Annotated in this window: 11 protein-coding genes; 4 read left to right on the top strand and 7 right to left on the bottom strand. The window is 43.9% G+C overall.

The window, feature by feature from the left end; all coding sequences use genetic code 11:
- Positions 1-9 precede the first annotated feature (9 nt).
- The gene (locus tag K0625_RS11325; RefSeq protein ID WP_220109799.1) at positions 10-336 is read left to right on the top strand and encodes a hypothetical protein; all 327 of its coding nucleotides are present in this window, start codon (positions 10-12) and stop codon (positions 334-336) included.
- 55 nt (positions 337-391) lie between these two features.
- Here K0625_RS11325 and K0625_RS11320 read toward each other — a convergent pair whose 3' ends face one another.
- Both K0625_RS11320 and K0625_RS11315 read right to left on the bottom strand, forming a co-directional pair.
- A complete protein-coding gene (locus K0625_RS11320) occupies positions 392-1060 on the bottom strand; it encodes a cupin domain-containing protein (protein WP_220109798.1) in 669 nt (222 codons plus the stop codon).
- Between the two features lie 45 nt (positions 1061-1105).
- Complete coding sequence (locus K0625_RS11315) at positions 1106-1873, bottom strand: SDR family NAD(P)-dependent oxidoreductase (protein WP_220109797.1); 768 nt, start codon at positions 1871-1873, stop codon at positions 1106-1108.
- 139 nt (positions 1874-2012) lie between these two features.
- Between K0625_RS11315 and K0625_RS11310 the strand changes: the two genes are divergently transcribed.
- The gene (locus K0625_RS11310; protein WP_220109796.1) at positions 2013-2366 is read left to right on the top strand and encodes a winged helix-turn-helix transcriptional regulator; all 354 of its coding nucleotides are present in this window, start codon (positions 2013-2015) and stop codon (positions 2364-2366) included.
- Between the two features lie 18 nt (positions 2367-2384).
- Here the strand turns inward: K0625_RS11310 and K0625_RS11305 are convergent, their stop codons facing one another.
- Positions 2385-3308: a permease gene (locus K0625_RS11305; RefSeq protein ID WP_438944499.1), complete on the bottom strand. Its 924-nt coding sequence runs from the start codon at positions 3306-3308 to the stop codon at positions 2385-2387.
- A gap of 203 nt (positions 3309-3511) precedes the next feature.
- Between K0625_RS11305 and K0625_RS11300 the strand changes: the two genes are divergently transcribed.
- Complete coding sequence (locus K0625_RS11300) at positions 3512-3808, top strand: ArsR/SmtB family transcription factor (protein ID WP_220109978.1); 297 nt, start codon at positions 3512-3514, stop codon at positions 3806-3808.
- 77 nt (positions 3809-3885) lie between these two features.
- Here the strand turns inward: K0625_RS11300 and K0625_RS24700 are convergent, their stop codons facing one another.
- The 3 genes from K0625_RS24700 to K0625_RS11285 form a co-directional block, all read right to left on the bottom strand.
- A complete protein-coding gene (locus tag K0625_RS24700; RefSeq protein ID WP_220109795.1) occupies positions 3886-7767 on the bottom strand; it encodes a S8 family serine peptidase in 3882 nt (1293 codons plus the stop codon).
- A gap of 547 nt (positions 7768-8314) precedes the next feature.
- Positions 8315-8887: a peroxiredoxin family protein gene (locus K0625_RS11290; protein WP_220109794.1), complete on the bottom strand. Its 573-nt coding sequence runs from the start codon at positions 8885-8887 to the stop codon at positions 8315-8317.
- 78 nt (positions 8888-8965) lie between these two features.
- Positions 8966-9712 carry a hypothetical protein gene (locus K0625_RS11285; RefSeq protein ID WP_220109793.1) on the bottom strand — a complete coding sequence of 249 codons (747 nt, stop codon included), beginning with the start codon at positions 9710-9712 and terminating at the stop codon, positions 8966-8968.
- Between the two features lie 134 nt (positions 9713-9846).
- Between K0625_RS11285 and K0625_RS11280 the strand changes: the two genes are divergently transcribed.
- Positions 9847-10416: a MarR family winged helix-turn-helix transcriptional regulator gene (locus tag K0625_RS11280; RefSeq protein WP_220109792.1), complete on the top strand. Its 570-nt coding sequence runs from the start codon at positions 9847-9849 to the stop codon at positions 10414-10416.
- Positions 10417-10450: 34 nt separating this feature from the next.
- Here the strand turns inward: K0625_RS11280 and K0625_RS11275 are convergent, their stop codons facing one another.
- A complete protein-coding gene (locus K0625_RS11275; RefSeq protein WP_220109791.1) occupies positions 10451-12688 on the bottom strand; it encodes an acyl-CoA dehydrogenase in 2238 nt (745 codons plus the stop codon).
- Positions 12689-12919 lie beyond the last annotated feature (231 nt).

Genomic DNA, 12919 nt, shown 5'->3' with positions numbered 1-12919 from the left:
AACTAGATCATGCGATATATTCTCATTTTTATTTTAGTCTTATCTATACCAAACCTTTGTTCTGCATGGGATGGAACAGTTGCTGGCACGATTAACACCATAGATGTTACACATGGTCAAAATTATGGTTTTAGAATCACACTAAAAGGGGGGCCCAAGTTATGTGGTAATAATCATACTTGGGCATACTTAAATGATAGTGATAGTAATTATCAAGTATTAGTGAGTACTCTTCTTGCTGCTAAAATGGCTGGAAACTCCGTACGACTTTATACTAATCAGGAGCAAAACTCTGGCAATAACTACTGCCATATTGGATATATTTCTGTTCACTAACGATTAACTAATTTAGAGATTACTGACCATCTCGTATTAGCATTAGCTCAGTCTATTAAACTGGCAAGTGTCCTATTTTGACTAAGATGATGGTCTCCTCTTTAACAAAAGGGTGATGTTGGCTCATGTGGGGGCTACGTATCCAAGTGTTTGCTGGGTATTGTCCATGTTCATCCTCAAACAAACCTGAGAGTACTAGTATCTCTTCGCCGCCGAAATGACGGTGAGGTTGGAAGACTTCATCTGCAGGCCATTTTACCAGTGCCGTATGTTGTCCCTCAAAATCATGGAGTGACATCACTTCTAGACCACCTATTCCCCGTTGCCAAGGTGTTGAGTGGGTGTCGACCCGTACTTGTTGTAGGTCATTTTTATCAAACTGGTTCAGTTTAACAAATAGGGTGCAGCCGTCAGTACTAAAGGGACGGTGACTGCTTCCTGGCGGGTTACGTATGTAGGTGCCAGGGCCAAAGTTTCCGGTTTCATCAGAAAAGACTCCCTCTAATACCAGTATCTCTTCACCTTGAGGGTGAGAGTGGCGTTTGAAATGGGAACCTGCTTGGTACTTTACGATGCTGGTGGCATGGCCGCTTTCAAGGTCTTCTCTAGCCAGCTGTTTACGTGTTACTCCTTTAAGCGGGCTCGGTAACCACTCCAGCTGGTTGGTATCGATCACCACTTTCTTGGAGAAGTCGATATTGATATTTGATTTGAGCTGCTGCATATGCCACCTGTAATTAAATTTGAGTCTTGGATTCTGGTACTTGTTTTAATTACGTCCAGCCATGACGCCGCCGTCGGTATCCCATATTGCGCCAGTAACCCAACTGCTTTCATCGCTGAGTAGGAAACTGATGCTGTTAGCTATATCGCTTGGCGTGCCTATTCTTCCAATGGGATGAAATTCGTTAAAACCTGCTAATGCATCGTCCATTTGAGCCGGATCAATAAAGGTTTCATAGATGGGAGTCTTGACCACTGCAGGTGAGACGGCATTAACCCTGATATTAAAGTCTGCAAGTTCCATCGCCATATGCTGAGTTAGCGCATGAAGTCCAGCTTTGGCCATCGAATAGGCTGAAGAGGGAGTGGCTTTAATCGCCTGCTTTGCCCACATAGAGCCGATATTAACGATATTTCCTCCACCATTGCTCATCATGTTTTTAGCCACCGCTTGAGAGAGGATAAAGCTGGCTTTATTTAACTCCATATAGATCTCATAGTCGCTGAGGCTATGGTCAATAAAGGGCTTAGGATTGAAGTATCCTGCTGCATTAACCAGATAGCTAATTTTAGTCGATGGCTGCTCAATAAAATCTACAATTCGCTGTACTTGGCTCTCTTGGTAAAGGTTGGCTTGAATGGACGAGACTTTACCCAATCTACTGAGCTCTGATACTGCTTTATCAAGTTTGGATATATTATTGCCTATGATCACCACTTCAATATTGGCTTGTAGTAGTTGCTTAGCTGACTCAAAGCCCATTCCACTTGAGCCACCAATTATCATTGCGATACCTGTATGTGTAAATGTCATCTTGAGTCCCTCTTATTTAATATATGAAAAATTTGCTTGTCGGCATCATTTGCCACTTGATGTGATAACCTTACGGATCATGGACGGACAAAAAAAGTAAGCACAATTCGGTTTACTAGGTACTTTTTGGTACATCTTTATGACTTTAAAAGAGAAAGAAATTTCTGATTTACAACAAAGGGTTGTTGGCCCAAGTGAAAGTGCACGTATGGTTGAGACTATAGTTGGGTGTAAATGGTCACTGACTGTCTATCAGCTGTTGGATCAGGAGGTTAATCGACCTGGTGAGATGGTGCGCAGTGTTGATGGTTTAACGACAAAAGTGTTGAATCAATGTCTGAAGCGCAATGTGGAGTTTGGGATTTTAGAAAAGCTATCCTATCCAGAGATCCCGCCGCGGGTTGAGTATCGAGTGACGCCATTTGGAAATAAGTTTATGACGATATTAGATGCCCTTGAGGATCTACAGAAGGAGATCCAAAAGGGGAGTTAATGCTCTTAGTGAATGACCTTAACTAAAGATAAAGCCATACAGGTAACCTGCGCCGATTGCCATGGTGATGATCACAGTGAGAAACGCAATTATCATCTGATTTTTGAACAAAGATTTAAGCAGTATCACCTCTGTTAGACTGGCGCCAGCACTGCCAATAATCAATGCCATGACAGCGCCTAACCCCATCCCCTTAGCTGCAAGTGCTGCACTGAGTGGTATGACCGCCTCGGCGCGAATGTAGAGCGGAATACCTATGATTGCGGCAATGGGTACGGCAAAGGGGTTACTGTCACTGGCGACTTTGGCGACAAACTCAGTTGGCATAAAGCCGTAAATCATAGAGCCCACCGCAATACCGCCTATTAGATAGGGAAGTACCTTCTTAAAGTCTTTCCAAGTGGCGTTCCATATTCTTCTCCATTTGCTAACGCTTGCAGGTTTAGCCCCACAGCTAGTGCCACAACAGCTAGGCTTAGGTTCCTCATAGGCTTCGGCTTTAATGTACTTTTCAAATCCCAATCTCTCGAGTGTATAGCCTGCGATAACGGAGACGCCCATGGCCATAACAAAGTAGAAGAGTGTCACTTTAAGTCCGAAGGTAACGGCAAATAATCCGATAATAATCGGATTGAGCAGTGGGCTGGCGAACAGGAATACCATCATGGTGCCAAATCCCGCCTTTGCCCTGAGTAATCCCTTTAAAAATGGGATGGTTGAGCAGGAGCAGAAGGGGGTGATAGCACCTAAAAAGCCCGCGACAAGATAACCTTTGCCATTTTTTGAACTTAAAATACTCTGGATCTTACTTGGTGGAATATACTCCTGCAGTACGCCGACTAGGTAGCTGATGGCTAGGAACAGCAAGGTTAGCTCTACCGCAAGAAAAACAAACATGTTCAATGTTTCTTGGAGCATGTTGATGGTGCTTTGTGACAGCATATATTGTACCTCTTCAAGATCTGGTGTCTTTTCTCTTTCACTGCTGGCGATGAGCTTTAGGAGAAAAGAGATAAAGTTAGTTAACTATATTTCTGGAACAGTCGAATTGTTGTGGCGAATATAATTGAGAAGACTTGCTCCTGTCAATATATTTCTGTTATTCTCGAAATATAGAGATGTTTGAGTTAATGACCGGAGCTAGAATGGATCTTGAGTTTGCAGCTAAAGCGATGAAAGAGTTGGGGCACCCGACTCGCTTGGCTATTTTTAAACGTTTGGTAAAAGCGGGTTATCAGGGGATCCCTGTAGGGGAGGTACAGGAGGAGCTCAGTATTCCTGGCTCGACTCTTTCTCATCATATCTCAAGCTTGATTTCGGCAGGACTTGTTAAGCAGCATCGTGAAGGTCGGGTGTTGTTTTGTGTGCCGCAGTATGAGGTTTTGCAGGAGGTTATTGATTTTCTCCAAGCGGAGTGTTGCAGCGCGCAGAAGTGTGATTAATAGCAATTAGGATAAGAAGTTAAGTGTAATGAAAGGGCCTACAGAGATAGACCCTTTTTTGTTAGTACAGATTGAGATTAACCTTGTTTACGGCGTCTCCATGCTAAGGGGAGTAGGAGAAGTGTTAGCCAGCCTAGTGAGCCGCCACTTTTCCTCTCTACCTTATCGGTGACCGATACTGAGACGAGCGTTGAGTCTGAGTTGCCATTGCCGTCATTAACCTCCACTTGAAAGGAGAGTGTCTGTGCATTGACATCAACAGTTGGGGCGAGAAAGCTGATTTTGTCTGCAGTGTTATTAAACGTCACACTTGTTCCACCTAATTGAGTCCACTTATAGGTTAAATCATCACCATTAGGATCTGAAGACACACTAGCATCCAACACCAACGTTGTACCTTCAAGGATAGAGTTTGGCGCATCAACTTTAGCAGTTGGTTTCAACTCTGCCACATCAAAACTGTAGGTTTGTTCTAGTTTTTTCGCGGTGGGATTATCCACAGTATTGGACAGGGTTAAGCTGTTTTTTGTACTGGCTTTACGTGGAATTAAGTCAAATGTTACATCTTGGCTTGCCATGCCTGATGTCATCTCGACACGCCAATTGATCACATTGTCGACCAACTTACCGTCATGAGAGATGTTAGCCACCTCATGGCTATCTGGGATCTTAGCTTCTAGCATGTAAATACGGGTTTCTTGAGTTTTGTTGGCTTCAATTTTATTAAGCACTTTTGTTGGCTCTCCCGCGGTTAAATTACCTGAGAGCGTTTCCTCTAAAGGCATAATCACATCATCGCCTTTACGCTCAAAAACGATTGGTAGTGTCACGTCTGCCACCTTATCATCAGAGCTCTTGAGCTTGACGACAGCTAAGCCTTCATCACCTGCCAGCATCTGTTCATCCCAGGCTATGTTTAAGGCGAAATCTTTCATGTCTCCAGTTAATTTTAGCGATAGATTGTCCGATGCTTCATCATACAGAGTGAGTTGTTTGAGTCCGAAAGCATCCTCAGCGCCAACTGCAGAGGCTTGGTAGTTCTGAACAACAACATAATAATCACCGGCTTGAGGTGCTGTGAGTAGTACGCTCTCGTTGGAACCTGCAAAAGCGGAGCTTGCTATTATGCTCACATCGCTGCCATCTTTCTTGTCTAAAAGGACAAACATGTCGAGATCAGGTGAGGTGGTGTAGCTGATTGAGCTCCTGAAATAGAGCGCGTTATCATTTACCGAGAATTTGAATACCTGCACCCCATCTTTAAGATCATCCAGTGCGCTGCTGACATTTGAGTCCTGTTTAACTTTAGATTCAAAGCTATCGCTTAACTTTAAGTGAGTAACGCTAGCGGTGAGGTCTGGAAGATCGATCGCTTTAAGCTGAGTGTAGTTACGCTCATCAGCATCACGGGTTGCATCTATGGTAAGCAGAGTTGGCAAATTGCGTTTAGCAATTTTAGCCACTATCGGCATATTTGCGTCAGGGTAAGACTCTGAGGTGAGTGTGAGTTGCCCAAAGCCCCACTCCTGTGTGGCATTCGTTACATCTGCAGTCACGGTAATGCTTTGGCTTTCACCGGCTTTCAGGCTGAATGTTGCTGGAGATACCGTCAGGTTCAAGTTTTCTGTGATACTGGTGCTTTGTGCGCTCCAGTTACCATCGCCTGTTGCGGTGACTACACGCGTCCAGCTACAGGTATTAACACATTTAGAGTCCGCCATGCTGGGAATATTTAACTTACGGGGATCGCCATTAGTTGCTGGGTTGGCAATCTCATAATTTAGGGCTAACTCATCCATAATAAGACCCGTTTTTGCCGCGAGATCGACACGAATACGTCCTGAACCCACATCAAATGCATCAGCTATGGTTTTACCATCGGCTTTTTTCATTCCTTGGGCGGTGGTTGCGGTTAACATTAATGCGGAGCGAATATTATCTGGTGTCCAATCTTTATGAGCTGATTTTAGTAGTGCACCGGCACCAGCTACATGAGGGCTTGCCATTGAAGTTCCTGACATGACTGTAAAGTCTGCTGGATTTGTGCCTGTTTTATCATGGCCAAACTGTTGATCTGAGTAGGCTGCATATATATCTGAGCCTGGCGCTGCAACAAAGGGGACGATGACATCATTGGTAGCGTTTGGCCCGATAAGAGAGCCAGGAGATAGCACGTCGGCTTCTCTCTCTAAAATCTTAGGTTTAGGGTCGATAGTGACTTTAAGCTTAGGGTTTTCAGTCAATGCTGCGACCATCTCTAATCCATCAAGATTTCCTATAAAAACGGCTGGTATTGTGGTTTTCTCTAAGCTTGACATGGTCAGCCTGGCATTCGCTTCACCATCTTTATTGAAAACGATGATGGCCTTAGCATCTGCGGCGATAGCGTTATTTACTTTGTCGCTAAAATTACAGCTTCCACGTTTAATGAGCGCGACTTTGTTCTCGAACGCTTTTGCGGCAAAAGCATTACAACCTTCAATGTTAGTTGCATCAAGGCTACCTGCATAAAGAGGCTCAGCAGAGATCACCTCTGTTTGAACTGGGCCAGAGCCAGGGGTAAAGTCATAGCTGTTATTATTGAACTCAATTGATCTGGCAATATCTCGATTATGAGTTGAGTTTGCAACAGAGGTGTACCAAGGGGCATTTTTGTTTGTTGAATAGGGGACTTGCTCTGGGCCGCCTGCGCGTGTATTTCCTGCTGCAACAGCAACAAAAATACCAGCGTTTCTTGCGCTAAGAAAAGCTTGCTCAGCCGAGCTTTGCCAAGGATTTCCTCCACCACTGATGGAGAAGTTAATAATATCTACTCCATCTTTAACTGTATCGTCTATTGCTTTTAATATCGCAGTGCTTGAACAACCTGAGTAGGTATCTCCACTGTCTCCTGGGCTACAGATTTGATATGAGACAATATTTGCGTGGGGAGCGACGCCTGAGATCTGCGCAAACTCGACTCCAGTCTCTATCCCGTCACTTTCAAGCTTCCCCACCTCGCCTTCAACAAGAGGAACGTTTAGTAGAATATTACCCGCGGCTGTGCTGGCGACATGAGAGCCGTGACCACCATAATCCTCGCCATTTTTAGCAGGTGGATTATCGCCAAACACGCTTACATCATCATAGTCATCGGTGATATCTGAATAGCTGCGTATACCGATTAGTTTATCGTTACACATATCGGTGAAATCAGTTTTGCAATCACCGACATAGACACCTTGTCCCCAAGGGTTGGTATGATCGTAACCGTCTTGGCCAATGTCGGCGAATGAGTCGTGATCAGAGTTAATCCCAGAGTCAATGATCCCAACAATAACTCCTTCACCCATGGCTTTGGTGCCTGTTGCTGAACCATCCCATACCTGAGGTGAGCCGATAAGCGCCTGACTCACATCTGTCTCTAGTTGCTCCATGCGTTCACGTTCAATAAACGCAACATCTTGAAGTTCAGCTAATTTAATTGCTTGAGCTTGTGTCATGCGAACTGACATGCCGTTAAAAGCATAGCTAAACTGGGTAATAGCCTCAATACTGTTGCCTGTGACGGCTTGAGCTTTCATTAAAAAGTGGCTCTGTTTTGATTGCAGGTAACTTTGGTAAGCTTTGACTTCTGATTTAGCTATATTGAGCTTGCCACTTCGTAGCTTGTTACTGCCTGAGCTATGTTTGAGAAATTGTGGGCTGGTGGCTTTAAGCCCTGCGATATCTCCTTGGTAGTTGGCGACTGCAGGATCTTTTAATCGAATAATATACACATATTCCTGCTCACCCAGCCCAGGTTCAGGTACAAATTTTACCCCTTGGATACCATCTAGTTTGTTTCTGAGCTGCTGTTTAACCATTGAACTTGGAATATTCAGTTCAACAGTTTCTCCGTTTGCCGTTTCCAGTGTTTGAGCCTCAATACTGGCAGTCAGTAAAGCCATGGATATGGCTACTGCTAATTTTGTTTTCATTGTATCTTCCTTAAAGTTTCAACTTGTCATGTTTATTTTTATTTGTATTTTTTATGTTTGTTACGTAAAGCAACAGCGAAAATAACCATTGCCTTTAACGCGTAAAAATATTTAACACGTGAAGATACAAAATGAAACAATTATTAAACGGACTGGTAAACGGTATATTTGTTGAAGGCTCTATTTGATTGGGCTTTAGATGGAATTATATTTATTTATAATTTATTCAGTATGTTGTGTTTATTGCTTTTTGTTTTTAATCTGTTTCAAATAATTTTTTAGAAACAAAATAATTGTAAATTACATTTACAATTAAAACTTTATGAAAGTGGATTTAAAACTAACTCTGTATTGTTTGGTTTTATTAATTACTGTTAACCTTGTGTTTACATTTTTGTCTTAAATAAAGCTACAGTTAATCTCGGTTACGTTATTCTTAGCACGTGTTCCACTCTTTCTTGTTGCCTTTATGTTAACTGTTGTTTTCTATTATTTGGGATGAGGAGCCATACCTTGCTGGCTCCAATCCCTCTTTACCCAATTAACATTAAATAGAGCAGCCTGTTTGGTCACAACCTTTCTCAAATTTCTCCTCCTGAGGCTTGATAGCGTCAGTGTCTATTGAAGGTGAGGGCTGCTTAGCTATTTCAAATGGCTCTGCAACAAGTTGACCTACTATCTTGCCAAGGGCTAAGTCTGGAATATGGCCAAAATGGCTTAGTCTGACCTGTCCCTGCTTATCGATGACGATAATAGATGGGGTCCCTCTTAGCATATATTCCTGCATCGTCTTTGGGATCACACCTTGAGTCGATGGTGTGTCGATACCGATAGGAAAACTGAGTCGGTATTCACTGATAAATACCTCTAGGGCAGCTTTATCCATGACCTGATGATGCTCAAAAACCGTATGCAGTCCTAAAATGTTAACTTTCTCATCGGCAAACAGTTTATGTAGTGCTTGCGCTTGAGGCAAACCGTGACTTACACAAGTTGGACATAACATCTGAAAGGCGTGTAATACCACAACCTCTCCCCTTAACTGAGCCAATGTGATGGGCTCTGGTGTGTTGAGCCACTCAGAAACATGGAGTTCAGGGGCTCGTTGATAGTGGGTCATATAAACCTCGCTTATGGTAAGAGACCAATGGATTAGTCTGGTTTGACGTCCCTGTCGATGAAGAAGTTGATTTATCGATTATTGATTAACCTTTCCTGGAAGGCTTAGATCCCCAGAGGCGATATCAAATACATCTACAACGCAAAATAGCGGGGCATGCACATCAACATTAATACGTAATCCGGCAGTCACTCCATCAAACTTTGCGCTGCTGACTACACCTATATCATCGAAGGGAACGCGTACTTCAACGGTTTCACCGTTAATAGTAGGCTGCCAACCAGGGCTATCGAGCAAGATGGGGAAGCCTGGCCAAGTTTTTGGTAGTCTGGGTTTGCTGCCTTCAGGAATATCAACCACACCAAGTGCGCCTTTTCCACACTGCTCATTAGGCTGTAAAACTACCCAATGGCTGTGCCAGATATTACCGTCGTTTCCAGTATTGCCATCTCTATTCTCATCAAATAACGGGGTATCATCAAAATCAGGATGCGTGGCAACAGCTAAAGCTAAGATCCCTGCTTGATGTTCAAAACCGACCTCGAAGCTGTCGATATTAGTTGGCCAGACATAAGCAAAAGCTCTGCTTCCGGCGAGTTTCCCCGTTTTTGTTGGCTTACTGGTGCCTGCTTTTTCAGAGACTGCGATATGGAAGATAGCGGTGTTTCCTTCGGTAGATATTTTCGTATGAATGATGTCAAAAGGGGCAATAACACCAGCTTGCTGTTTGGCTTTTATGCCTCCTGAGTGTGCTTGGTGTGCCGAAGCACTGCCTATGGATAGGCTTGAAAGCACGAGTATTGAAATGACGGGTATGAGTTTCATCTGTGTTCCTTAGAGCTAGTCTGTTTAATGTTTAGTCTGTCTTGCTTTTATTGTGGTGTCGATTCGAAACTACATTTAGATTTACACAGATAAATAACCTTGTCAACAATGTTTCGATTCGATACCATGAGAGCATGAATACATTAATTATCCAGCAGCTCATTGAGCGGCTTAGCAGTTTGCTGCGAAGTGAAGCGCGCCACCAGCTAGCAGAGTTCGGCCTACAACCAGTGCAGTTTGATGCCTTATGCTATTTGGCAAGTTGTAACCGTTACTCAGATACACCAAAAGCGGTGACTGAATTTTTGGGGCTGACTAAGGGAACGGTCTCTCAGTCGATAAAAATATTGGAGTCTAAGGGGCTTGTATTAAAACAAGCGGATAAGAATGATAAGCGAGTGACGCACCTAGCTGTTAGCGAGCAGGGGGAGCACCTTGTTGAGCGCTTGATGCCAGCAAACATGCTCAAACTTGCCTGTCATAATAGCTCAGAGGATGAGCTTGGAAAAACCGCTGATATGTTGAGGGCTATGTTAAGGCAAGTTCAAGATGCCAATGGTTTTAAAAGTTTTGGTCAGTGTCAAACCTGTAGTCATAACCAGAAGCGGGACGATGGTAGCTATTTTTGTGGTTTGACCCAAGAGGCGCTGTCTGCACAAGATATTTTGCTTATCTGTGTTGAGCATGAAAAACGCAGCCAATAGGCTGCGTTTTATCAATAAGTATTTGATATTAAAATTAGTTAGCTATTTTAAGTTCTGCTTTTTCAGTGATTAAATTCATATCAAAATCAAACTCATCAACACGAATAGCACGCTCACGTTTAAGGTTGTAGTCCAGCAGAAGTTTATGCTCTGATAGCTCAATGACCTTAGCTTCTAACGCCGCATCTAAGGTGATGGAGAATCGACTTCCCGCCTTGAACTGGCGGCTACGTAGCCCTTTTTTCACTTTGGCAAGTAGCGGTAAGCAGTCTATTTTCGCAAGATAAGCTTGCTCGTTGATGTCGTTACCATCCCCGGGGATAGGTTTAATCAGATGAGTTAAGTTACGCTTAAACTCGGTATTTAGCTGAGCTTGCTCAGCAAGCTCTCTGACTAGGTCATCATTCACTTTTGGCATCTTAGCCGAGTAGGTGACTGTCAGTAGACGCATCAGCTTACGAGTGGCTGATGAGGGGAAGTTTTCAAGGAAAGCCAGTAGTGCCTCTTCCGCTTTGCAGAGCGACCAACGGGTTGCGTAGTGGAAGTAGGGAGCGGCTTGCTCTCTCTGCTCCTTTGGCAGCTTTTGTTCGTAATAACGGATTGATGCCATGGCTGCATACAGGTAGCTCATTACGTCACCTAGACGGGCTGAAAGCATCTCGGCTTGTTTGAGCTTACCACCCAAGACTAAGAGTGAGAAGTCAGCATATACTGCAAGTTTTGAGGCAAGTTTATTGACCGATTTCTCATATGGGATCACCTCTGACAGAGTCGAGGTAGCTTGAGCGGTAAAAGGCAGCAGACCTAACCTGAATGCACGTAGTGAGTTATTAACGCTATAGCCGACAGTTTTAGCAAAGATGCTGTTAAACACTTTATCTGCATTAGTGTCATCGCTGTGGATCGCTTCAACCATGCTTTGCAGATATGGATGGCAGCGCATCACGCCTTGGCCAAAGATCATCAGGTTACGGGTAAGTATGTTGGCGCCCTCTACCGTAATTGCGATAGGTTGTGCTACATAACCTGATGCGAGTGTGTTTTGTGGTCCACGTTGGATCGCTTTACCGGCTTGAATGTCCATTGCTGAGTTTAGAATGTCACGGCCAAGCTCTGTCATATGGTATTTTGCGATAGCGGTAACAACAGAAGGCTTAAGACCAATGCCTAGGCCTTCGGTTGTGAGTACTCGCATTGACTCTTGCAGATAGGTTTTACCTGCAATGTCGGCGAGTTTTTCCTGAATACCTTCAAATTTGCCGATGGACAGACCAAACTGCTCACGAACCGCGGCGTATTCAGCTGAAGATTTGAATGAGCATTGGCTAACCGAAGCGCCTAAAGCTGGCAGTGAGATCCCGCGTCCTGCGCCAAGACAAGCTACTAACATGGCCCAACCACGGCCAATATTCTTTTGTCCACCTATGATGAACTCCATAGGGATAAAGACATCTTCTCCTCGGGTTGTACCGTTATAGAAGTTAACGCCCATAGGATCGTGACGATTACCCAACTGAACACCTGGATGAGCTTTAGGAATAAGGGCGCAGGTGATCCCAAGATCTTCATCTCCGCCAAGTAAGCCTTTAGGATCTTGAACTTTAAATGCCAGTCCGAGTACTGAGGCGATAGGTGCCAAGGTGATATAGCGCTTGTCCCAAGTGACTGACAGACCTAGTACTTGATTTCCTTCATATTCACCAAAAGTGACGGTACCGATATCGGGGATCCCACCAGCATCTGAGCCCGCCTCTGGGCTAGTTAAAGCAAAACAGGGGATATCTAAACCATTGGCTAGGCGAGGCAACCAGAAGTCTCGCTGCTCATCGGTGCCGTAGTGCATCAAGAGTTCACCTGGGCCTAGTGAGTTTGGCACCATGACTGTGACGGCTACAGCCGAACTTTTAGCGGCTATTGTTGCCACAATCGTTGAGTTGGCATAGGGGCTGAACTCAAGTCCGCCATAAGCTTTGGGAATGATGAGTGAGAAGAATTTATTTGTTTTGAGAAATGTCAGTACATCATCAGGGATGTGCTTAGCACCTTGAATGGCAAAGTCATCGACCATCTCCAACAGTGTTGCCACTGGACCATCAAGAAACGCCTGTTCATCAACAGAGAGCTCTGCTACAGGAATATTTTTTAAGGCAGTAAAGTCAGGAACGCCTTGGTAAATCGAACCTTCCAGCCATACATCGCCGGCGTCCAGTGCTTCTTGTTCAGTGGTAGAAATGGTAGGCAATACTTTTTTTAATCTTGTTCTTATGCTCATTGTCTTCGCTCATCCGATCAAAAATATAACCAGATTACGCCACAATTTAACCAATAGATCAATTGCTCCAAACAAGTAATTTAAACAATTGTTTGAATTTGTGTTTAAAGATAGAAGATATTTACCATTTATTCATTGGCTTACACCTGTACGCTCATAGTTCAGTTTTTTTACTTAGTTGCTCCTTATTATGCTGCTTTCGATTAAAAGAAGGCTAAGCGTTTTGATTCG

The sequence above is a fragment of the Shewanella nanhaiensis genome (assembly GCF_019457885.1).
Lineage (GTDB): Bacteria > Pseudomonadota > Gammaproteobacteria > Enterobacterales > Shewanellaceae > Shewanella > Shewanella nanhaiensis.
Note: the sequence above shows the minus strand (reverse complement) of the source record. Positions and strands in the feature narration are given on the sequence as shown.

Excerpts from the sequence above, each read along its gene's own strand:
- K0625_RS11325 (WP_220109799.1), top strand. The coding sequence starts at position 10 with ATGCGATATATTCTCATTTTTATTTTAGTCTTATCTATACCAAACCTT.
- K0625_RS11320 (WP_220109798.1), bottom strand. The coding sequence starts at position 1,060 with ATGCAGCAGCTCAAATCAAATATCAATATCGACTTCTCCAAGAAAGTG.
- K0625_RS11315 (WP_220109797.1), bottom strand. The coding sequence starts at position 1,873 with ATGACATTTACACATACAGGTATCGCAATGATAATTGGTGGCTCAAGT.
- K0625_RS11310 (WP_220109796.1), top strand. The coding sequence starts at position 2,013 with ATGACTTTAAAAGAGAAAGAAATTTCTGATTTACAACAAAGGGTTGTT.
- K0625_RS11305 (WP_438944499.1), bottom strand. The coding sequence starts at position 3,308 with ATGCTGTCACAAAGCACCATCAACATGCTCCAAGAAACATTGAACATG.
- K0625_RS11300 (WP_220109978.1), top strand. The coding sequence starts at position 3,512 with ATGGATCTTGAGTTTGCAGCTAAAGCGATGAAAGAGTTGGGGCACCCG.
- K0625_RS24700 (WP_220109795.1), bottom strand. The coding sequence starts at position 7,767 with ATGAAAACAAAATTAGCAGTAGCCATATCCATGGCTTTACTGACTGCC.
- K0625_RS11290 (WP_220109794.1), bottom strand. The coding sequence starts at position 8,887 with ATGACCCACTATCAACGAGCCCCTGAACTCCATGTTTCTGAGTGGCTC.
- K0625_RS11285 (WP_220109793.1), bottom strand. The coding sequence starts at position 9,712 with ATGAAACTCATACCCGTCATTTCAATACTCGTGCTTTCAAGCCTATCC.
- K0625_RS11280 (WP_220109792.1), top strand. The coding sequence starts at position 9,847 with ATGAATACATTAATTATCCAGCAGCTCATTGAGCGGCTTAGCAGTTTG.
- K0625_RS11275 (WP_220109791.1), bottom strand. The coding sequence starts at position 12,688 with ATGAGCATAAGAACAAGATTAAAAAAAGTATTGCCTACCATTTCTACC.